This window comes from Providencia sp. PROV202 (assembly GCF_028479565.1).
GTDB lineage: Bacteria > Pseudomonadota > Gammaproteobacteria > Enterobacterales > Enterobacteriaceae > Providencia > Providencia zhijiangensis.
This window is the reverse complement of record NZ_JAMPNV010000003.1, coordinates 1-21,896: the sequence shown is the minus strand read 5'-3', so window position 1 is coordinate 21,896 and position 21,896 is coordinate 1. Positions and strand designations below refer to the sequence as shown.

General features: G+C 37.6%; 18 protein-coding genes. 5 read left to right on the top strand and 13 right to left on the bottom strand.

Annotated features, from left to right (window positions below; all coding sequences use genetic code 11):
- Positions 1-21: 21 nt before the first annotated feature.
- Positions 22-3,744, top strand: coding sequence for a host specificity protein J (locus PR799_RS01340; protein ID WP_272521077.1), 3,723 nt, complete (start codon positions 22-24; stop codon positions 3,742-3,744).
- A gap of 223 nt (positions 3,745-3,967) precedes the next feature.
- On the opposite strand, the gene PR799_RS01335 is transcribed toward PR799_RS01340, so the two are convergent.
- The 4 genes from PR799_RS01335 to PR799_RS01320 form a co-directional block, all read right to left on the bottom strand.
- Positions 3,968-4,468 (bottom strand): hypothetical protein, encoded by a 501-nt coding sequence (locus PR799_RS01335; RefSeq protein ID WP_272521076.1) that lies wholly within the window; start codon positions 4,466-4,468, stop codon positions 3,968-3,970.
- A complete protein-coding gene (locus tag PR799_RS01330; protein ID WP_272521075.1) occupies positions 4,452-5,240 on the bottom strand; it encodes a winged helix-turn-helix domain-containing protein in 789 nt (262 codons plus the stop codon). The genes PR799_RS01335 and PR799_RS01330 overlap by 17 nt, the downstream gene beginning before the upstream one ends.
- An 827-nt stretch (positions 5,241-6,067) precedes the next feature.
- On the bottom strand, positions 6,068-8,323 hold the full coding sequence (locus tag PR799_RS01325; protein WP_272521073.1) for a YadA-like family protein: 2,256 nt from the start codon (positions 8,321-8,323) through the stop codon (positions 6,068-6,070).
- A gap of 523 nt (positions 8,324-8,846) precedes the next feature.
- A complete protein-coding gene (locus PR799_RS01320; RefSeq protein WP_272521072.1) occupies positions 8,847-9,146 on the bottom strand; it encodes an HdeA/HdeB family chaperone in 300 nt (99 codons plus the stop codon).
- Positions 9,147-9,380: 234 nt separating this feature from the next.
- Here PR799_RS01320 and PR799_RS01315 point away from each other — a divergent pair, with 234 nt between their 5' ends.
- A complete protein-coding gene (locus tag PR799_RS01315) occupies positions 9,381-9,620 on the top strand; it encodes a helix-turn-helix domain-containing protein (RefSeq protein ID WP_036978338.1) in 240 nt (79 codons plus the stop codon).
- Between the two features lie 66 nt (positions 9,621-9,686).
- Here the strand turns inward: PR799_RS01315 and PR799_RS01310 are convergent, their stop codons facing one another.
- The 6 genes from PR799_RS01310 to PR799_RS01285 all read right to left on the bottom strand — a co-directional run bounded on the left by PR799_RS01310 (position 9,687) and on the right by PR799_RS01285 (position 16,947).
- A complete protein-coding gene (locus tag PR799_RS01310; protein WP_272521071.1) occupies positions 9,687-9,956 on the bottom strand; it encodes a hypothetical protein in 270 nt (89 codons plus the stop codon).
- A 750-nt stretch (positions 9,957-10,706) separates the two neighbouring features.
- A complete protein-coding gene (locus PR799_RS01305; RefSeq protein ID WP_154627966.1) occupies positions 10,707-11,357 on the bottom strand; it encodes a DUF421 domain-containing protein in 651 nt (216 codons plus the stop codon).
- Between the two features lie 8 nt (positions 11,358-11,365).
- Complete coding sequence (locus tag PR799_RS01300; RefSeq protein ID WP_154627967.1) at positions 11,366-11,812, bottom strand: DUF3290 domain-containing protein; 447 nt, start codon at positions 11,810-11,812, stop codon at positions 11,366-11,368.
- Positions 11,813-12,134: 322 nt separating this feature from the next.
- Positions 12,135-13,454, bottom strand: a complete 1,320-nt coding sequence (locus PR799_RS01295; protein WP_272521070.1) for a cytochrome c — start codon at positions 13,452-13,454, stop codon at positions 12,135-12,137.
- Between the two features lie 11 nt (positions 13,455-13,465).
- The gene (locus PR799_RS01290; protein WP_154627969.1) at positions 13,466-14,032 is read right to left on the bottom strand and encodes a (2Fe-2S)-binding protein; all 567 of its coding nucleotides are present in this window, start codon (positions 14,030-14,032) and stop codon (positions 13,466-13,468) included.
- On the bottom strand, positions 14,029-16,947 hold the full coding sequence (locus tag PR799_RS01285) for a xanthine dehydrogenase family protein molybdopterin-binding subunit (protein ID WP_272521069.1): 2,919 nt from the start codon (positions 16,945-16,947) through the stop codon (positions 14,029-14,031). Before PR799_RS01285 ends, PR799_RS01290 begins: the two co-directional genes overlap by 4 nt.
- A gap of 1,082 nt (positions 16,948-18,029) precedes the next feature.
- Between PR799_RS01285 and cspE the strand changes: the two genes are divergently transcribed.
- Together cspE and PR799_RS01275 are read left to right on the top strand one after the other, a co-directional pair.
- The gene (gene cspE, locus PR799_RS01280) at positions 18,030-18,242 is read left to right on the top strand and encodes a transcription antiterminator/RNA stability regulator CspE (protein ID WP_036954791.1); all 213 of its coding nucleotides are present in this window, start codon (positions 18,030-18,032) and stop codon (positions 18,240-18,242) included.
- A 334-nt stretch (positions 18,243-18,576) separates the two neighbouring features.
- Positions 18,577-19,032, top strand: coding sequence for an Hsp20 family protein (locus PR799_RS01275; RefSeq protein WP_272521068.1), 456 nt, complete (start codon positions 18,577-18,579; stop codon positions 19,030-19,032).
- An 821-nt stretch (positions 19,033-19,853) separates the two neighbouring features.
- Here the strand turns inward: PR799_RS01275 and PR799_RS01265 are convergent.
- From PR799_RS01265 to PR799_RS01255, 3 genes are all read right to left on the bottom strand, one after another.
- On the bottom strand, positions 19,854-20,087 hold the full coding sequence (locus PR799_RS01265; protein WP_272521067.1) for a DUF1161 domain-containing protein: 234 nt from the start codon (positions 20,085-20,087) through the stop codon (positions 19,854-19,856).
- A 169-nt stretch (positions 20,088-20,256) separates the two neighbouring features.
- Positions 20,257-20,388 (bottom strand): entericidin A/B family lipoprotein, encoded by a 132-nt coding sequence (locus PR799_RS01260; RefSeq protein ID WP_154627972.1) that lies wholly within the window; start codon positions 20,386-20,388, stop codon positions 20,257-20,259.
- 537 nt (positions 20,389-20,925) lie between these two features.
- Positions 20,926-21,270, bottom strand: a complete 345-nt coding sequence (locus tag PR799_RS01255; RefSeq protein ID WP_154627973.1) for a two pore domain potassium channel family protein — start codon at positions 21,268-21,270, stop codon at positions 20,926-20,928.
- Positions 21,271-21,450: 180 nt separating this feature from the next.
- Here PR799_RS01255 and PR799_RS01250 point away from each other — a divergent pair, with 180 nt between their 5' ends.
- Positions 21,451-21,810: an MmcQ/YjbR family DNA-binding protein gene (locus PR799_RS01250; RefSeq protein ID WP_154627974.1), complete on the top strand. Its 360-nt coding sequence runs from the start codon at positions 21,451-21,453 to the stop codon at positions 21,808-21,810.
- The last annotated feature ends 86 nt before the right edge of the window (positions 21,811-21,896 follow it).

Genomic DNA, 21,896 nt, shown 5'->3' with positions numbered 1-21,896 from the left:
CCGTTTTTTTATGGGTGAAATATGGAAACGATATACGGCGCTAAAGGTGGCGGCGGAGGCGGTCATACGCCCGTAGAAGCCAAAGATAATTTGCTTTCAGAATCGACTGCAAAAATTCTGTTAGCCATTTCTGAGGGGGAAATTGCGGAGGGCTTGGATGATACGCGTATTTTTTTAGATGAGACGCCAATTGGTAATACGGATGGAACGAAAAACTTCGAAGGGGTAACGTGGGAGTTTCGCCCCGGTAGCGAGCAACAAGAGTATATCAAAGGGATACCGTCGGTTGATAATGACATCGCCGTGGGGGTAGAGCTGCGAGACGATCAGCCGTATATCCGAATGATTAATAATACGCAGTTATCCGCTATTCGCCTTCGCTTTTCAGTGCCTCAGTTAATGCGTCAACACGATAATGGTGATACAACGGGATATCGCATTGTCTATGCGATTGATTTATCTACAGATGGTGCTGGGTATCAAGAACTCGTTAAGTCTGCATTTGATGGTAAAACGACCAGTGAATATCAGCGCACCCATCGTATCGATTTACCCTCAGCCACGACAGGTTGGCAATTGCGCGTTCGGCGACTCACCAAAAATCAGAATACCGCTCGTATTGCCGATAAAGTCTCGATTGCTGCGGTCACCGAGGTGATTGACGCCAAGTTACGTTACCCCAATACGGCGCTTCTCTTTGTGACATTTAATGCCCGTCAATTTAACAACCGTATCCCTAAAATTAGTGTTCGCCCGAAAGGGGGATTGTTAGTTAAAGTGCCGACAAATTATGACCCTGTGAATAGAACGTACGCGGGTGTTTGGGATGGAACATTTAAGCTGGCGGCAACCAATAACCCCGCCTGGGTGTTTTATGATTTAGTCCTGAACAATCGTTATGGCAGTGGTGACAGAATCAAAGCCCATCAGATTGAAAAGTGGGATTTGTACAAAATCGCACAGTATTGTGATGAATTAGTGCCTGATGGACGAGGAGGCGAGGGAAAAGAGCCTCGTTTTTTATGTGATGTGTATATTCAATCACAAGAGGCAGCGTATACCGTATTACGGGATATTGCGGCTATTTTTCGAGGAATGACCTTCTGGGCGGACAATAAAGTCAATGCGGTTGCCGATATGCCAGCCAGTATTTTTCGCACGTTTACTAATGCCAATATCGTTGGGGGAAAACCGTCTTACTCGGGGGGCAGTATCCAAAATCGCTACACCCAAGCCTTGGTTTCATTTACGGATACGGATAACCACAGCAAAGATGATATCGAGGCGGTCGCAGATTTAAAACTTCAGCATCGTTATGGCGTGCGTAAGGTAGAACTCTCTGCAATTGGGTGTACCCGTCGAAGTGAAGCGAATCGACGTGGTCGCTGGGCATTACTGACTAACGCAAATGATCGTATGATCACATTTGCCACGGGGTTAGAAGGGGCAATTCCCTCACCGGGTCATATTATCGCGGTAGCTGATTCAAATTTAGCAGGGCGTGACACCGGGGGACGTATCTCCTCAGCGAATGGGCGAAACATTACTCTCGATAGAGTCACGTCAATTAAAGCGGGTGACCGCCTGATCATCAACCTGCTTGATGGCAAATCAGAAGGGCGTACTGTTACTTCGGTAAACAAAAAAGAGGTCACGGTTTCTGTTGAATATTCACAGGTACCACAAAAAGAAGCGGTGTGGGTGGTGGATTCTGATGACTTAGCGGTCCAGCTATATCGAGTGATTAATATCAGCGACAACGGCGATAACACTTACACCATTAGCGGTGCTATCCATCACCCTGACCATTATGACCATATCGATTCAGGTGCTCGCATTGCCGAACGTCCCGTAACTGTTATTCCGCCTCGCGTTCAGCCTGCACCGAAAAAGGTCGAAATTACGTCTTACTCAAGAGTTGACCAAGGTATGGCGTTGACTACGCTCAGTGTCAGTTGGGACGCGGCTGAAAGTGCGATTGCTTATGAGGCGCAATGGCGTCGTGATAACGGGAACTGGGTCAATACACCAAGAACATCATCACTGGGGTTTGATATTGAGGGCGTTTATTCTGGTCGATATCAAGTGCGAGTCCGAGCAGTTAATGCGTCTGAAATCTCCAGTATTTGGGCTAATGCCCCTGAAGCTAGCCTGACAGGAAAAGTGGGTAATCCACCGAAGCCCGTGAATTTCAAAGCTTCCTCGCTTGTGTTCGGTATTAAGTTGGATTGGGGGTTTGATGAAAATACCAGTGACACGCTAAAAACTGAAATTCAGTACAGTAAAACCCCAAATGATGAAGATTTGATGCTGTTATCTGATGTCCCTTATCCATCAAAAAACTATGAGATGGTTGGTCTAGCCGCTGGCGTCGTATTTTACTTCAGAGCAAGACTTGTGGATAAATCGGGTAATGAATCTGAGTGGACTCAATGGGTGCGAGGAGAGTCCGAGTTTGATGTGAATACAATCTTGCCAGATTTGAACGAGCATTTCATGTCGACAGAAGCTGGGAAACAGCTCTCTCAAGAACTTGATTGGCTAAATGAGTCAATACTAGTCAATAGTGCGGCAATTAAAGAAGTGAAGAAAGAGGTTACGGTAAACCATGAACAGTCACAATCTCAGCATAAAACGTTAGAGCGTGCGTTTGCTGACGAACGAAAATCATGGGCAGAAAAATACGCACAAGTGACAGCATCAATAAATGGGGTAAACGCAGGCGTTGTTCGGCTTGATAAAGCGGTGACGAATTTAGACAGGTCTTTCAGTGAATCACAGAAGCAAGTTCAGGCGAAATTGGATAATCAAGGTGCACTGATTAACTCTAAGATGCAGGCGGAATTTAAACAAAATGCTGGTTATGCGATGCACAATACAAACATTACAATCATGGTGGATGGGAAAAAATATAGTGCCGCGAGTATGGTTATTAGTGCTGAAGTGAAGGCGGGGAAAATTGAATCGTTCATTGGGTTTAATGCAAATAATTTTGCTTTTTTTAATCCAACACGAGGAAAGATGGAACCTTTGATGTTCATGAAAAATGGGCAGATTTACATGCGCGAGTCATTCATCGCGGATGCATCGATTAGTAACGCTAAGATAGGAAATGTTATTCAGTCGAATAATTTCGTTTCGGGGAAATCAGGATGGCAAATTAATAAAAATGGTAATGCTGAATTTAATGCAGTGACATTCCGAGGACGAATTGATGGGGCTGATGGTCACTTCAAGGGAACGGTGGATGCGAAAAAAGTTTTGGGAGATGTGTATTTTGCAACAAATAAAAAGATATCAGGAACGCCATTGAACAAAACCTTTCCCAAAGGAGCACTTGAAACAGGTTGGGTTAAAGCCATCGAAATCAGTTCTGATAACTTTGAGCGTGTATTTGATGCCGGTTTGTCTTGTACTTTTGAAACATCTAGAGCATCTCCTGGGGTTAATTATTCAACATATGCATTTTTAGTGGGGGTTGATGATGGTAAAGGTGGAATAAAAACACTTTCAAGCAGTCAGGCTAAAGAAGATATCAATAAAGGATTGAAGATGACATTAACTGTGAATGATATCCCTATTCCAGCATTAGGGCGTGGGAAAAGTATCTTTGTATATATGCGTGCGCATACGGTTACTGTATCAAGTAATACGAATAGATATGTAAAATTTACTTTCGCGAATACAAAAAGAGCTGAAATATATAAAGAAGGCTCAACACTAATTAAGCCTATAAGTCAGTAGGGATAATTATTAAACATATTTTCGATAATTAAAATATACAAAAATACCATTTCACTTTAAATATCTACTTAGATACATTGCGTAAATAAAATAACATAATAATATTTATTAGATTTTATTATGTTGTCGGCTCAAAACCTAATCCTTCGTACATAGATATACCCCCATGAAAATCTTTGGGGTATATCTATTGATATAAAAATAACACACTGATATTTATGGGTTAATTTTTTAGGTTTTCACAATAAAAGCTATAAAGATTACTAGATGTGAATAGATAACCACCATCAGTTTGAGGGTAAATAAAAGTGTCCATTTTATTTCCTTTCTTTATGTATGCCAAAGGTAAGAATTTTGATAATAAAGAATCAGGAGAGTTATCATCGTTGGATTTTACTATTGAATCTACAGTTAATATGAAAACACAGCAATTTCTACTGCTAGTGAAATATAACTTTCTATTTATTGTGTATGATTTTTTCTCGTTAGTTACTTCACCTTTTAACTTCAACCATCCATTGTCTCCATCAAGAGAGAATACATAATATCCATGAGCTACTATATTATTTCTCTGGTCATCAAGATAGATATTAGAGTCACAGCTTATTTTTTCATTAGAGTGATTTCCAGGAGCAAAAATAAATATTATAATAGAGAAAAGGAGAGTTATTAGAATATATGTAATAACCAATCTGGTTAAATTTTTGTTATTTTTCGATGGCATAATATGAAATACAATTGTTTGGGGTTAAATTAATCATCATAAACTCAGACTTACAGTTTAAAAATGAGTATCCTACTTCATTGTGAATATTCTTTCTAAAATAGATGTAATTGTATTTTGACTTTGATTTTTTTATTTTATCAATAATATTTCTAAAATGATTGTCACTAATTATACTGTTTTTTTCACAAAAAAAGTTAACACCCTCATTTTTTCCGCAATAATCATAACTATACAAATCATTATTACTTCCAGCACTTTTGTAAAAATAAAAAGGGGATATAATTAGAATTGTTATTAATATTAAAAAATCAAATCTAATTTTCTTTGTTCCTTTAATATTTCTCTCAACAGTCTCAACAGTCTCAACAGTCTCAACGGTCTCAACGGTTTCGATAGTTTCAGCAGTTTCGATAATACCAATGGAATCGGAAGGGGCTGTGATTATTTCAATAATAACATTTTTATCTAATGAATAGCCTTTTTTAGGGAAGTTTATAATTAACTTATTTTTTTGATTCAAGATTTCAAATGCCTTCCTAAGTAGTGAAATATTCTGATAGAAAGCATTATTTGTTACATATTCTAATTTGTCTTCCCAGCCAATCTGAAAAAGAGTACTTTGAGTAATTACGCTCCCATTATTCTCGATAAGGTATTTTAATATTCTTGAGGATGGTGATAGTAAAGATTGTTCTAGGTTTAATTTCCTAGAATATAAAACATTTCTTTCATAAATGAATTCAATGTCATTATTAATAAGGTATACCATAATTTTCCAGTTTTATAAGGTGAAATACTAATTTTGAACACTCTACCCAATTGATTTTATAAGCTTGTTTCAACATTTTCACAGGGAAATACTCCATTATAGTGTAGCTTATTTTAGGTTATTGTATAAGGTTGGGGTAATTATTATGGCGTTAGATTATCTAAGGACTTGATAGTGAGGTGAAAATTTGAGAATAGATGAAAAGCCCGCCAGAGTGAGCTTGTTTATTCTTCTAGCGTATGTACAGTTCGATGTCCATTTTGGGTAATATTACGGTCTGCTCAATTTACTAATTTATTGTTTTTAATCTGTTATTACATCACGACAGTTAAAATGTGGTAGAGCTGGTGGGATCTGTGTCCTGAGTGTTCCTTTCTACTCGAGTTGACGTTATCTTCAATGACATTAAATACTCGCCTTAAACTACGATAATTGTGGTGGAAAGAACTCGAAGGCTAATTATTCTCTGTATGTCACACTCAGAGTCGAAGTTAAAGATGTGAAGGTGACAATTAGATATATCGCGTACTATAAAAATGCTTGCAAGATTACAATTCATCCCGCGATGATTATTGTTATGTAAACATAATTCCTCTTCATTTATGCCTATTTAGCAGGTTAACAGTCAATAGTTATAGTATTCCCATTCCAGCCAAAGGAGAGGAGGATGTATAGTAGTGTGCATATACAATCGTTAAGCCGATAAATCAGTAGTCATTTATTATGAAATAGCTAAGTGCGATTTCGGTATACTCTGATTTATGCATATGATGAGAGCGTTGACGAAAAGATGCACCACCTGAATGTGATGGTGCATCTTAATTACATTACCATTCGAAGTTTACACCAGCATTGTAGGTTACACCTTCAAAGTTTCCAGTGTTGGTTGCAATCCCTGCTTTTACAGCGACACTTTCGTTTACACGATAACCAGAACCTACCGCGATAGCAGTTTCAGAATTATACCCACCTACCGCTGCGGTGAAGTTAAATTTACCAACACCATAAGGTTGGAATAAACCATTCAAAGCGGCTTGTGATGCTAAACCTCGATGCATCTCTTTTTCTACATCTCGAATATAATGCTCATTACTGACGATTTTACTCTCCAGTTGGTCGAACCGCTGGTTGTTGTTTTTCATCTCATTGGAGATTCTATTAATATTATTCGTATTATTGGTAATATTTTGCTCATTTTTCACAATAGAGTTTGTGTTATCTTTAATCGCATTTGAGTTTTCATCAATATTCTTTTTGTTGTTATCTATTTGAGTTTTATTGTCAGTAATTCTTTGAGAAAGCTTATCATCTGCACTTTCCATTACAGACTGAAGATTTTTTAATTGCGCAACATTCACGGCATCAGTATCTTTCGAACCCGCGGCAAGGTTGGTTAATTGACGAGTATTTGCATGCTGAACAATTTCACCATTTTCATTAGTTACTGCATCATTACCAATAGAAACTGCACCTTTAGTTGAAATATAGGTACTAAGCAACCCGGCTTTTTCTGCTTGAAGTTTTTGCAACTCAGCATACTCCGGAGTGTTGTTCAAAGCCGCCGAACGTTTTACTACTTCGCTTTGATATTGATCGCGTAGTTCGTTTATTTTTTTAGAATACTCTTGCCCCTGTAAGTCTGAATCATAGACTTCTTGCAGTTTTTGATTGTATTCATTGCGTAATGAATAGTAGTCATTTGCAATTGGGTCAACGATTTTACTGTATTCATTTATCTTGCTATTAATCTCTTTCAGTCTTTCTTGAGATTGAGTAGACATTTTTGCTGTTACGGAGGATTCATTACCTACAGTTTTTTCAGCAGATAAATACCCTACATCACCTTTTCCTCTATTTGCAACAGAGCCTAAGCCTAATGCTACAGAACCCCAGCTCTGTGAGCTGGCACCAGAACCTAAAGCGGTTGAGCTTTTGCCTTGTGCAATAGCTCCATCCCCTATAGCAGTTGTATAGGCATTATTCGCCTTGGCTTTACCCCCAAGAGCAACACTTGCAACATCAGTTGTTTGACTTGAGTCTCCAATCGCTATACCACCGGTAACGCTAACTGGGCTTTCAGTTGGAAATTTCTCACGCCATTTTCCTTGTGATGCATTTTTCCCAATAGCAATGCCACTGCCGCCAGATACTTTTGCGTTGTCACCAAGACTAATAGCGCTAGAACCTTTGTTTAATGAGTTATTCCCAATAGCGATCGCATTATCGCCCACCACATTAGAATTTGTACCAAGTGCGATAGCATTAGAACCATAGCCTATTTTTGAATCTGTTCCAAAAGCAATACTATTTTTGCCCTTAGTGTGTGAATTATGCCCAACGGCGATACTATTCTCAGATTCAGCAATAGATGTGTCTCCTAAAACTACGGATGAATTTCCGCTTGCTTGGCTGTTTGCACCCACGACAATAGCACCTTTAGCTGCCGCTTTAGCTCCGTATCCATTTGCAACAGACATGTATCCTTCTGAAGCAACATTTGTACCTATTGCGGTAGAATAATGCCCAGATGCTTTTGACAAGGTTCCTAATGCAGTCGAGTAATTACCTGTAGCATTTGATGATGTTCCAAGCGCTGTGCCATATGCTGCAGTACTTTGAGCCCAATTACCGATGGCAGTAGAGCCGGCATGAATAGCCTTTGAGGCAGTACCATAGGCAGAAGATCCCCAACCTGTAGATGATGATTGATTACCCATTGCTGTAGCAGATTCATCAGTAGCTTTGGCATCAACACCAATTGCAGTTGATCTCCAACCATTTGCAATAGAGTTTTTGCCTATTGCGGTTGTTCCTTCATATTTTGTTTTGGTATTAAGACCAATAGCAATAGAACCATCACTTGCCCCTCTCGCATCAGTATTTGGGTCAATATCGATGTGAACACCGTTCCCTATTGCAATCGTGTTTGGTCCTTTAATATCCTCAGACTTAGTTGCGTTATTATTGTTGGAAGACACAACGATAGAAGAGTTTTCGACTCCTTGAGGCGCCATTAGAGAAGCATTTGCAGAGCAAGAATATAAAGCGATTAATATAGATGAATATAAGATGTTGTTTTTCATCATAACCTCAATGTTAAATAACAGCTTATTAAGACAGTAAGTAGAGCAACAAAAAACCAACTTCTGTGACAGTTAAGTTACATGGAAGCAGTTTGCGCTAACTATATTTATCTATATTAATTTTTCAAGTTCAATAATATGAAAAATAATATAATTTTGGCTATCAATTCGATTGGTGGATTATCATTCTTGTTTTATTTACATTAAATGACATCTGATAGAATTAAATTTCGGTGATTTTTTGTTGTATTTTATTTGCACTTTAATTCTATATACAGGTTCATACATTAGTGTGGTCATTTAATAAAACTGATTTTTAGCTATATTTATAGGTAAGAGGATTTAGTATATACCTAATCTTTAAGTACTGTTGAAGGGGCAGTATGCGGGATTATTAGTATGAGAATAACGTATTAGTTTTTATTTTTTAATTAAAGGATTAGCTTAGTTGAAATGTTAATATAGCTAACTAGTAAAAATAATAGCTACAGTTTATTACTGCAGCTATTAGTGGTTAAAGTGTTTATTTTTTGCTAGCAAGGTAGTCCTTCAAGGTTCCTTCAGGATTTTTCTTGCAAAACTCAACAATTAAAGGCGCTTCAGCAACACTTTGTTCTGATAACGTAACCCAGTCACCACCTTTAAATTCAGTACCTTGTGATGTTACCCATAATGCTACTGGAGCCCAGCTTTTAGGGTTAAGATCCACATACTCTTTACATGTCATATTTTCGGGTGTTGAGGCCATTTTGTCTGCGGCTAATGCATTAAAGGACAGGACACTTGATGCAATCATACAAGCAGAAATTAGAAACTTATTCATAAATATTCCTCTTCATTTTCTAGTGGTAATGCCTATTGAAATAAGTCTATTACCTATAAATAATAAGAAATATTAGTAAAGTCAATAAAGTTATTAGGGTATTTTAAATTTTTCAAATTATAACTATCATTTATGGATGGTCTATAAGTGATTTATAAGTTGAGAAAGTGAATAATCCAGAGGTTTGAGAGCTCAATAGATTATGGTCTAATTATAGGAATGGAGTATTGAAGCATGAATTCTGATGGCTTAGTAACAACATTAATTGGAAATAAGATTAAAGGTCTGAGACGTGATGCTGGATATACTGCTGTTGAATTTGCTCAACTGATAGGGTGTAAAAGCGCACAGCAGTTATATCGTTATGAACGAGGAATAAATAAAATAGATATAGATACTTTGGTTTCAGCTCTTAAAATTTTACGTGTTGATATTAAAGAATTTTTTAATGAGGTGATGCGGGAAGTTCAGTAGCATTAACTATTAAGTGAGTTAGTTAGGCATTCCTTATTATTAAGAGCAGTTTTGGAGTGCCTACTATTAGGTAAGCATACTTTTTATCGCTGTCAGTTTGTTTGCTGATTTATATAAATATTTTTCGATAAGCTCGATAGTGAGTTCTTTATTTCGCTTTGGCGAATCACAGTAAACGGATACATTAATGAACATTTCCATGAATTCATCTATAGAAATCAATCCAGCAATGTTTGTTCTATAGAATACATAAATTATTGATTGCTCAGTATGTGATGGTTCCCGATGCTCATTGATACAATTTAAAGCTAATAAAAATAATTGAGTGATATTCATAAAACCTCCAATATTATGAAGCTCAAATTATAGGGTAAATGACTTTTATAGAATATCAAATTTAGACAGTAATTTTTTAGGATTACATCGTTAAATTAACGACCACAACTAATATTACAATTTTTTATGGTAAGAGTTTGAATATATAAGTATCAGTTTGCTTTATTCAGTACTTAAATGAATAGGCTTGAGAGTGTAAGCAATATGTTCTTTTAGAAGGAGTAGCTAGAAATGGAACAGTTTTGTCATATATGAAATCAAATGTATAAGATAATGTATAAGAATTGTATTTGAATAATAATTTTCTTCATTGTAACCTCATGTTTTTAAATGATTAAATTTATCTTACCGATATTGTATTGTTCTTTCTGTGTATTCATTCTGTACTATTCTGTGTTGTCGCTGAGTATTTAACTTTATAAAAAATAAAAGAAATTTTGTTTTTTCTGTTACTGCTTTGCAGGCTAAAGTCCCTAGAGACAAAAGCTACGATGCATAAAGGCATTTACGAAACAGATAAAAAACAGAAGCTCATTTATGGAGGTGAAGTTTTCAGGGGCACATGATAGCAGATGGATGAGGATTTTTGATACAGGTTAGTGAAAAAGGTTCTATCTCGTGTTCGTGTTCTTATCGGTTTGAAGGGAGGTTTAGTTGGATAATATCCTGATTTATCACTAAAACAGATACGAGACAAACTACAAAAAGTGGTAAGCATTCCGTCAGTCCTATACAAGACGTAAATCTAACTTAATCTGCGTTATTCTTTTTTTCATATCCATATAAATTAATCCTACCAGACAAATACTCACCTAAATACACTTCACTGATTTTACTAAAACCTTGTTTCGAGATACTGTCTTCTAACCACTCAATGTCTTTGTCGATGATTTCGAGTAAGTCATAGTTAGCTAAGCCATCTACGATAATTGGATAACGTATATTTTCATCGCCACTTTGGATAATGGTCAATTGTCCATTTTGTTCGAGAACAACGCGTTTTAGCTGCTCTATTTCGTAAATGCCATTTGATCTTAGTTTGAACATCAAATCATTAGCGGAAACACCATTTTTTAGACACTCTTTAACGTTAACGCTGCCATTGTGTACCAAGGTTATAGGTTTGCCATCAATAATTCGTTTAATGAATGGATTGTTCTCTTTTAAAAATTTAAGGGCAAAAACAAGCAGAGTCCAGATGATTAACACGAGTATAAATTGCAGTACTGTTATTGATTCATTGTAAATGACGCCACCGATAATACCGCCTAGAACATAGTTTTGGACTTGATCCATTGCGGATGAGGGGGCTAAATTCCCTTTGCCCATGAGGTTTATTTGAACAATCAGGCATAGAATCCCCAATCCAAGTTTTATAATAATAGGTGTATAAATAATCATTTCATTCCTTATTTTTTTATGATTTTAATTTCGGGATTTGTTAACCAAACTTTTTCTAAGCTGTACGTTTGTTGATCTAAGCTTAAATGAATGCGGTAATACCGGTCATCAACTTTAATGATTATGCCATCGGATAATTGTACAGAGTTAGAAAATATAGAATTTATATCTACACCTTTTTCTTTTGATAATAACCTTACGAAATTAACCATTTGGGATGATTTTGAGTGTATATTTTGACTATCGGTATAATCTTGATACTGAATACCTGAAATGAAAAGTAAAAATAGGAAGGCGATAATCGTTAAATCCCGATATTTAGTTTGTAGGCGATGTCGCATATACAGGATGAAAAAAATGATTAAAGCAAATAAAGTTCCAAAAATGACAATGTATTTTAAATAATCATTTATATTAGACTGCGCTTGCAAATAATCTATCCCATAAAAATTCATATAAAAATCATTCCTGATTGTTCACGATACTCATTGTTATTATAGTGACTTATTAGCATTTTAGCTCTGATATTAAACTCTAATTTTGAGTTGTCAGTCATTACCCAAGATCTGTCATTGATTTTTATGCTGAAGTTAAAAGTTGTCGATGAATTCAATGGTTATCAAAGAAAGCATTTCGAAAACCTGCATGTGGGATTAATTCAAGATAAGCTTTTAGATAACAAGAATATTAATGGGGATTTTATTCAAATATCGTAATGAAAATAATAATGACGCTTCCCTTCAACAAATAAGTCATTTGAAGAGAAGCGATGAATGATTATTGAGCTGCTTTTTTCAGTTTTTCAACTTGTTCGGCGGTGACGGGTTTACCTTGTCCCCCCCATTCGGCGCGTGCCCATGAGATTAAATCTGCCATTTCTTGTGGCGTTAAATCATCGGCAAAACTTGGCATTGCATACATACGCTGCCCATTTGGGAAAGTGGTGGTTGGAATACCCGTTAACACTACACTGATAAAGGTTTCGGGGCTGTTCATAGCTAAGATGGCGTTACCTTTTAACGCTGGAATACCATTAGGTACACCTTCTCCTGTGACCCCGTGGCAGCCTGCGCAGGTAGACATATACATTAAGCGACCTGTTTCCATGATTTGACTGACATTACCCACGGCTGGTGAGTTTGCCTCGGGCAATGGAGCAGGCGGAGCTTTGGCTCCCAGTATTTTTCCTTGTTGATCCGTCATTAAATAAATTGCCATGTCATCAACATCGCTTTTATTCATCTGACTAGTAGAAAAATGAGTCACTGTGCTCATATCTGCAAATGCAGAACCTTGCGGGGCATTCCCTGTAAGCAGGAATTGGCGCAAAGAGGCGGTATCGTACCCATGTTTGGAAAGCGCTTCGGCTGTAATATCAGGGATTGTTAAACCGGCTTCTTCACCCCCTTGAAGTGACCGTGAAAACTCGACACCCATCATTAAATTACGTGGTGAGTGACAAGCGCCACAGTGTGCTAGACCTTCAACAATATAAGCACCTCGGTTCCACTCGGCAGAGCGTTGTGGGTCATGAGGTGCATTTTGTTTAGGGAAATTGAGCAAAGTCCAGAAGTTCATAAATGGGCGAACGGGTAGGACAAATACACCTGTATTTTCTTTGTTTGGTACATTGATTGGTGGAAGTGACATCACATAAGCATACAGGGCATCAATATCATCTGATGTCGTCATATGGGTAAATACAAACGGCATGGCAGGGTAGAGATTGCCTCTTTCTTTACCAATTCCGTCTTTCAAAGCACGATGGAAATCAGCACGGGTATAGTTACCGATACCAAATTGCTTATCAGGCGTGATATTTGTGGAATAAATGGTACCAAAAGGGGTTCCGATAGCACGCCCCCCCGCAGCCAATGGCCCTTCAGGTAATGAGTGGCAACCAAAGCAATCTCCAGCCGTTGCCAATTCTTGCCCTCTTGGCAGCAATTTGGCGACTTCTTCTGAAGTCAGCGGTTTATCTAAATCAGGGCCGATACTGGAGGTACGAAAAGCACCAAATAGGATCGCAAGCATTAATATGATGAATAATAAGATAATAATATAAATGCTTTTACGTAAGGAGCTGGATTTAGCCATGAGGTTTCTCCCTAATCGATCACGCAGCCAGGAGTGTCGAGAGCGACTTTCCTCACAGCTTCATAATAGCGAACATAGCCTGTACAACGGCAAATATGCTCATTGAGGGCTTCTTCAATCGCATGTTCGAGTTGGTTTCGTTTCACTGGTTTTTTTTTCAGTTTATCAAGAAATACCGTCGCACCCGTGACGAAACCGGGGGCACAATAGCCACACTGGAACGAAAAGTTTTCGATAAAAGCTTGTTGAATTGGCGTTAATTCAACAACTTTACCTTGTTCATCCAGTTTGGCTTGCCCTTCGATGGTAACAATATTTTTATTGTTGAAATAATGGGCACCAAAGATACAGGTACGGCTTTCAACCGTTGAGCCATCGGGCTGAATTTCCATAATGGTGCAAGCATGGCAGATCCCTTGCCCGCAACCAAAGTGGGTGCCTGTGAGGTCAAGGTATTCATGTAAAAACTCAATCATTGGCATCCCAACAGGGACGTCAATAGGACCAATTTTTTGGCCATTAATGGTCAGAGTTAGTGGCTTGCGCTCAATAATCGGAACGGCATTGTTGATTTTCATGAGAGTGCCTTTTTAATTTTATCTACCGTGATAGGAAATTCATAGAAACGCTTACCTGTCGCATGGGTTAATGCGTTACTCGTCGCAGGTAAGATAGGGATCATTCCCAGTTCTGCCATGCCTTTTGGTGGCGAAGTTTCCGATAGGGGAGGTAAGTAATCAATGGTTTGTTGCCAAACAGCAACATCTTTTGCGCGTGGTAGAACATAGCGATTAAAGTTCCAGGTTCCATTACCTGGCCCATCTTCATACAGTGGCAATTCTTCCATCAATGCGTGGCCAATACCCATCGCGGTGCCCCCTTGAATTTGGCCTGAAACCAATTCAGGGACAATCATCGTACCGGGGTCCATAATCATATGGTGGCGCATGATATCGATCTCACCCGTCATGGTATTGACGTTGAGCTCTACGAGGCAGGAAGCTGGTGTGACCGTAGTTGGGTCAGCTTTTGCGCGTTGTGTTGGTGGGTAATAGGCAATTTTACGTTTAATAAAATGGTAACCGCCAGTTGTCATCTGTTTTTTCAGTTCTTGTGGAGCTCCTTCGCCATAACGAACGGATATTGCATCGAGAGGGAGATTTTTCAAGCCGACAGTTGGGATATCGAACTCTGCGCGAGCCCACTGCCAGCTTGAATAGCCGTGAACAGCAACTCCGGTGATGAGCCCCATCTCATGGGCTCTTTTGGCTAAAATGTCAAAAGGAATGGGCTTCATTCCACCACCGCCAATACCGTCTGGTCCGACACGAATATCTGCAAATTCAACATTTAAGCCATTGAAAGCTCCTCCGCCAGGGCCTTCACTCCAAATGCTTTTGGCCGCAGGCCATAGGGTATTTTCTAATAAAAAATGACCTGCTTGGCGTGTACCAAATCCAATGTAATAAACGCCGCTCGATGAACTCATGTCAGGGATCAGTGCAGGTGTCCAATAGGGATCAGTTTTTGACAGTTCATCTTGTTTTTTCTGATCTGCCCAACTGGTTTTGAGTGGGAGTTCTGCAAATTCAGTTACCCCAAACTCAACCACATCAGGGGCTTTACTGAGTGCTTGCCACACCATGACTTGCTGTGCGGTTGTGCCTCCGGTACCAATTTCTTGCATGCAATGGCGCATTGTCAGCTTGCCATTCGCATCAAATTCAAGAGAAAGAATCGTTGGAACACCGCTAGAACCATAAACTTGCTGCACTTGCGCGAAGCCAACGCCGTATAATTTACCGGGATTTTTCGCTTCATAATCGACTTTGTTTTTCTCACGTTCGACCCAAATCGGGTGTTTTTGCGCAAGATTTAACATTTCGACATTGCGAGGGTCACCCGCTATTACACCACCTTGTGTATTCGGATAACCTTCTAAGATGGCATTACGGCGGCGCAGTTCAATTGGGTCAATATTGAGGTTGTGAGCGATTTCATCGACCATCAATTCAGTGACTGCCATTGACTGTAAGGAACCAAAGCCACGCATTGAGCCCGCTTCGACAGCCGAGGTGGCCATGGCGAGAGCGGTGAGGTCAGATTTAGGGAAATAATAAATAGATTGAGCACCACGTACCGCAACGTGTGATACGGCAACCGAGAGGTTTTCACGGCCTCCACCATTACAGTTATAAGTACCTTTTAATACATCAAATTTGCCCGTTTTTTTATCACCGATAATGGTGACATCCATCTCAATAGAGTGGCGTTTCATTCCCATTTGGAATTGTTCATAGCGGTCATTTGCCATGCGAACAGGTAAGCCATCAGCATAGAAACTGGCGACCATCGAATAGAAAGGAAAAACCGAATAGTCTTTTGAGCCATAACCGACGGTAGAACCGGTTAATAACACAATGTTCTCGACAGAAAAATGTTTGTTGTGCTTCGATAATTCAGCAGCGGCGTTGACCACTCCTGCAGGAGACTGTGTCGCGGTTAAGATATGCAGTGTTTTGGTTTGTGCATCATACCAAGTATTACAGTTATCAGGCTCCATTGCGCAAGGGTCAATGGATTGTGAAAAACCATGGCGCTCAATCACAAACTTGTCGGGATTCTGGCGAGCTGCTGCGATTTCTTGCTCAATTTGCCGTGCGTAATCCATCGCCTTTTCTTGTTTATCAGGGTTTTTCTCTGCCTGGTGAAGGGCTTGAATAAAACCACCACCACGATCTTTACGGATCACTGGTGGAATAGAAATGGCGTGTTTGGGGTCATAAGGAGGCCAAACAGGTGTATTGCCATCGAACCCCCCTTTAATACCTGAATCTTGATAAGGGGAAAAGATAGAAGGTGAAAGTGGGGTGTCACCTCCGATACGTACGTATCGTGCTGCACCATAGTTAGCAGGTGGTTTTGGCCCAGTAACCGTTCCATATTTTACGGTATTTTTTGCAAAACGTAGCATCCGCTGCGCTGTGCTGTATTTATCGAAATCATGATAAATCAAGATGGCAACAGGGTGGCCAATAATTGGCGGGGTATCCCCTAGCGGCACTAAAATATTGGTGCCATAGAAGCCTTTTCCCATACTGGTGTCTTGAGGGATATTTAAGCCATCACGGATAAGGTCTTCTTGTAAAACAACTTTATCAGGCTGTAAGTTTGGACCTAACATTGAAATATCAATGCCTTCAAAGGTTTTATCTGCCTCTGTTGCTTTTAACATAAAGGCATAGCTTTGTTTTTTAGGCCAGCCGGGGATATCTTTAGCGCGGTAATCACGAGCAAAATTCTTACGGCCGGTGACCTTTTCAACGCCATCCCAACGAAAGCGTGCTTTACCATTTTGACCTATCCAATCAGTTGATGGAGAGTCAGAGTCGAGCTCCATTGCTATCGCAAAAGGGAGTTTACCCACCATCACTGCAATGCCTGCAATAGTGCCTAGTTTGATAAAATTACGTCTAGAAATATGACCCGACATAGTGTGCTCCCCGATGATATTTTTAGGGTTTTTATTATGAGGAATAGAGGTAAATAATATTTTTAGCCACGCATTATAAGATTGTTTTATTGCGATTTAATTTGTTCGTAATTCGATGGCTAATATCAGATAGCTCAATAAGTTACATAAATAGTATGGGTATCTATAGTGATATATCAAGAACGAGTAAAGGGATTTAGACAAGAAAGTGAATAATACTGCTGGGATCATCTTAATGTGACAATATTGAATAAAATAACTGAGTTTTATTAGAATGTAATTTATTTAAATGATAGCAATTATTATTAATGAATAATTAAATGAATATGCATTGTATTATATAAATCAGATAATTATGCTGAGATCGTGATAAGAGTGATTACAACATCAGAAGCTGAAGAGCCTCACTTCAGTGGGGTTTTTGGGGATTTGTATACATGATGCGCTTAAGTAAATCGAAGGCTATTCCGAACAACTGATTTTAATTGTCAACTTGAATGGTGTTTTTATTGATTAATGAGATTAATTATCATATTGTTTTCGACTTAACTTATGAAGGAAGAGGCATGAAAAAGATAATTGATTCATTTTTTGTTGTAGCTTCATTTGTAATTGTTGCACTGTCATTTGTCTTTGCTGATGGAATGCCTTTTGACCCAACAGAAGATGATAGTATCAAATAATTGATGGATAGAGTTATTTCCAAGAGGTCGTTTAGTGCGACCTTTTTTATTAAATTGTATTTGGTGTATGGATTGATGGGGTTTAAAGTGGTTATTTATCATCGAGTTATCTATATATTCGGGTATTGAATATATTGTTAAATCCATATTGATTATTAAAATAATCGTAGTATCTATGAAAAAAACCTTGCTATGCGTAAGGATGTATGAGTAAATGTAGTTATCGGTTTGGAAGTACAGACCTATTTATGAAAGCAAGTTTTGAAAAGTTCCCCCCGTTTAGCGTTATCCTATAGATACCCATTCGTAGTGAATTCCTTCTAATTAGTTCCATAAGTATCAAGAAAAATCAAACCTATATGCCATGTGGCAACAATTAAAAATTCAAAGGAATTCAATATGTCTAATACAATGACTGGTTTAGTAAAATGGTTTAACGAATCTAAAGGCTTTGGCTTTATTTCTCCTGAAGATGGAAGCAAAGATGTGTTTGTTCACTTTTCTGCAATCCAAAGTGATAGCTTCAAAACCCTTAATGAAGGGCAAAAAGTCAGCTTCTCAGTAGAAAATGGCGCAAAAGGTCCAGCTGCTGTAAATGTAGTGGCACTTTAAGAGAGATCTCTTTATGAGATGTCCTTGAGATAAAGGCACGCTATCATTTTGAAGCAAGCAAAAGTAACCCTTCCGGTGTTAAATGTACTTTTGCAAAAGTACTATGAAAGCTTAGACGTGTTAGTTACTTGATTGGTTATTATTAAAAACCTCGCTATGGCGGGGTTTTTTTATGCTTGCTTATGTTTAATGTAAAGAATTGTAAGTACTGGATTGAAATTTTCACTAGCGACACTATATAAGTTATGCACCAAGATAAAGAGTTAATCCATACGGGCAAATGGCTAATGGTGCTTATGTAATAGGTAGTTCGTTTGATATTGAAGGAGAAATTATGTCTAACATTAGATCTTTTTCATTATTTCCAGCATTATCTGATAACCTGCTTTCTAGCAGGTTTGACCAAATGGATCGTTTATTCAGCCAATTAACAGGTAACCGACCATTAACCTCAGAACATCCATATAATTTAAAACAAATAAATGAATCAGATTATCAATTAACTGTCAGTGTTCCTGGTTATAAAGAGGATGACTTGAGCGTATCCTTAAAAGGTGGGAAACTCTATGTACAAGGTGAGCAATCAACTGAATTAGTTAATGATTCAGAGAAATGGATCCATAAAGGGATAACACAAAATAAATTTTCTCTTGAATTTAATCTCGGTAAGAATGTAAAAATTGAAAGCGCAGAATTATCAAGCGGTTTGTTAACATTAAATATTGAATATGAAATTCCGGAAGAAGAGAAACCTCAGATCATAGCTATTGAAAATAAAGATACAAAATAGTTTTTCTGTATTTTCTAACCCGTCAGCAATGGCGGGTTTTTTTCGTTTAATACTTGTTAGTGCTGGGAACATCAAAGCCAGCTGTAAAAAATCGAAATGGTTACTGCCACCGGCTTGGATGATACAATCACTGTCCGACCTACTGACTCCGTTATCCTAAATTATTGGCTACTCAGACAACGAATCGCGAAGTTCAAGCAAATGATACTTGGTTTGCAAAATAACATTAGAACGGAGTGCTTACGTTAATACCAATCAGTGAACGCTCTTGCGAAAAAAATTAAATTTATGAAAGCCAGAGTGCTTAACAAGTAGATAGAGAACTTTAAAAAAAGTGTCATTGTATCTGGTTGTTTTTTATCTTGAGCAATAATGAATAGAATGCAGGCAAGGACAGGGATAAATATGAGTAAGAGAGTAATGGGGTTAGTATACATATATATATATTAATACAGCTCTCTTATGTAATGAAAATTTTATCTAATAGTAAAGTATATTTTTAACAGGAAAGCAATACGGAAAACTGAACAATAACGAATTTGACAATAAAGTGGTCAACAAATCCAATTAGTCAAACTATTAATATGTTAACAATTAATATGAAAATCTCATCAATGCACGGATATCACCCCATAGCGGGTTGGGGGATTTAACTTAAGGTGATAAACCTTGGATACAATCACAATAGTGGTAGCGAACTTTACAAATGCCATTAACATAAATTAATTTGTGGTTGGTGAGAATTTGCTGGAAGATGATTGCGTCTTATTACGTTGGCAATGATATATGAAAGGGCTTTATAACAAGCCCTTTGGGAGGAATTATTTTTTTGTATAAATAATTTTTTGTGTTTCATTCGAACAGTTACCTACAACAGTACCTTGTTGTGAGGCTGCTTCTTCATTTGAAACGACGGTAATGGTAAAGCTCTCTTCAGGCACACCATTGTTAATAATTTTTTGTGTAATTTCTTCAACAACGCTTTCACATGAGGCACTCGCAATGGCTGGAATAAATAATGTTATTAATGTAGCAATAATTATTTTTCTTTTCATATGCAATATTCCTTATAAGCTGAATCAGTTAATAGAAACTCTTTTAAAAAAGCTTAATAATTATACTTAAATTAAATATTTAAAGCTATCCATTGATAGTAGTAAAACACTAGAAGATATCTTCATCTCTAACCCGCTAGTGTTTTATTAATCTGTTAAATGTAGGTTTTTACTGAGCGACTCTCTGTATTGCCTTACCTCCAGCCTCTATGTCTTCACCAACACCTTTAGTGGTATTACAGGCAGTTAATGTGAAAATAACAGCTAATGAGCAGATGAGGAAACTGATTTTTCTTAACATATTTTCTTCCTTTTAGGTGTGAAGTTATAAGTTACAAAAGATCATTTTTAATTATAGCAGAACAACTTGATTGAGATTTTCATTTGCATAGAGCTGTAATATTAACTTCTATCATTGATGTTGAATCATAAGGTCAGTGATATCTGACAAATGAAAATGAGCTGCTATATTTTTAGTATTAATGCTTTAAGTGTTAACACTTATTTCGCTATTAATCAACATTAGCAATGAAGGGGACATTCTATGATATTAGAAGAGATATTTATCCGTATGCTTAATGTTTTTCAATGCTTATTAGTCGGTATTTTTTTAATATTATCATCAATCGTTTTACCACTCTGGTTAGGCTTACCGGAGTTAACGCGGCAATGACTTTATTTAAATACTCGGGTTCTATAGTTAAAAATACTAAATCACTTTAGTCTCCCCGCTCTTTTTTATGCGAAAGTATTTTTAAAGTCTGGTTTTCTGCGAAAGGAAGCGATAGCTTGAAAAGATCATGCCTTGGGTCATGGCGTTTAACCAGACGAGGTTTTTTTACTCATCATCTAAATGGAATTTGTGTAACATTCGATGCGCAATAGGCGCAAATATCAATCCTAGAGTGGTCATAAAAACCAGACTGGTGAATACACCATAAAAAGCGAAAAAAATCTTTCCTGAAATGTTTTGCGGAACAATGTATGGACCAATTCCATTAGCGATAAAAGCACTGTTAAATATGGCATCATGCCAACTTATGCTCGAATCAAACGCTATATGCCCAACAATGCCAATGAATAAAGTGGTAACGATAAGTATAAAAGCATAACAAAAATGTAATAGCATTCGTTTTAAAAAAGAGCGGAAAGAAATTAAAGGCATATTTTTAGATTCAAACATGATTTTTCCTAAAAAGTAATTTAATGAAGTAATTACATAATAAACCTATGTAAGATTACCTAAAATTTTTATTTTGACAATAGTGTCATAAGTTAGGCTAAATTCGGGCATTTTTTCGTTTGTTGCAATTTATATTCTCGCCAAGTTAGCATAACTGAAACTTATTAATGGGATGGTGAGATGAAAAAAAATGAACTTATGGAGTATGTCCAGAGTAATTATGGTGCAGTTGCTGAGTACCCATGGGCTAAATTTCCTAGTTACATCATTTATAGGCATAAAAATAACGCAAAGTGGTTTGCTGCCATTCTGACGATTTCATCAAAGAGATTATATGAAAGCGAGTGTGATGAGATGATAAATATTATAAACCTCAAATCTCCTCCTGAATTAGTGGGTTCGTTGAGGTTAAAGGAAGGGGTATATCCAGCATATCACATGAATAAAGAGCACTGGATTACTATAAAGTTGGACAGTGGATTTCCAGAGGATGAGCTTAAAGTGTTGATTGATGAAAGTTACAAATTGACTGCAAAGTAATTAATCTAGCCCGTCCTTGGGCTTCTGTTTTAACGCCATTTTATTGGCTCTGGTGGGCTAATTCTGAAAATAACCACCTTAATTTT

Coding starts and splice junctions, on each gene's coding strand:
- PR799_RS01260 (WP_154627972.1), bottom strand. CDS start 20,388: ATGTTAAGAAAAATCAGTTTCCTCATCTGCTCATTAGCTGTTATTTTC.
- PR799_RS01300 (WP_154627967.1), bottom strand. CDS start 11,812: ATGAATTTTTATGGGATAGATTATTTGCAAGCGCAGTCTAATATAAAT.
- PR799_RS01320 (WP_272521072.1), bottom strand. CDS start 9,146: ATGAATAAGTTTCTAATTTCTGCTTGTATGATTGCATCAAGTGTCCTG.
- PR799_RS01275 (WP_272521068.1), top strand. CDS start 18,577: ATGTCTAACATTAGATCTTTTTCATTATTTCCAGCATTATCTGATAAC.
- PR799_RS01335 (WP_272521076.1), bottom strand. CDS start 4,468: ATGCCATCGAAAAATAACAAAAATTTAACCAGATTGGTTATTACATAT.
- PR799_RS01290 (WP_154627969.1), bottom strand. CDS start 14,032: ATGAAAATCAACAATGCCGTTCCGATTATTGAGCGCAAGCCACTAACT.
- PR799_RS01330 (WP_272521075.1), bottom strand. CDS start 5,240: ATGGTATACCTTATTAATAATGACATTGAATTCATTTATGAAAGAAAT.
- PR799_RS01250 (WP_154627974.1), top strand. CDS start 21,451: ATGAAAAAAAATGAACTTATGGAGTATGTCCAGAGTAATTATGGTGCA.
- PR799_RS01265 (WP_272521067.1), bottom strand. CDS start 20,087: ATGAAAAGAAAAATAATTATTGCTACATTAATAACATTATTTATTCCA.
- PR799_RS01255 (WP_154627973.1), bottom strand. CDS start 21,270: ATGTTTGAATCTAAAAATATGCCTTTAATTTCTTTCCGCTCTTTTTTA.
- cspE (WP_036954791.1), top strand. CDS start 18,030: ATGTCTAATACAATGACTGGTTTAGTAAAATGGTTTAACGAATCTAAA.
- PR799_RS01310 (WP_272521071.1), bottom strand. CDS start 9,956: ATGAATATCACTCAATTATTTTTATTAGCTTTAAATTGTATCAATGAG.
- PR799_RS01305 (WP_154627966.1), bottom strand. CDS start 11,357: ATGATTATTTATACACCTATTATTATAAAACTTGGATTGGGGATTCTA.
- PR799_RS01315 (WP_036978338.1), top strand. CDS start 9,381: ATGAATTCTGATGGCTTAGTAACAACATTAATTGGAAATAAGATTAAA.
- PR799_RS01325 (WP_272521073.1), bottom strand. CDS start 8,323: ATGAAAAACAACATCTTATATTCATCTATATTAATCGCTTTATATTCT.
- PR799_RS01285 (WP_272521069.1), bottom strand. CDS start 16,947: ATGTCGGGTCATATTTCTAGACGTAATTTTATCAAACTAGGCACTATT.
- PR799_RS01340 (WP_272521077.1), top strand. CDS start 22: ATGGAAACGATATACGGCGCTAAAGGTGGCGGCGGAGGCGGTCATACG.
- PR799_RS01295 (WP_272521070.1), bottom strand. CDS start 13,454: ATGGCTAAATCCAGCTCCTTACGTAAAAGCATTTATATTATTATCTTA.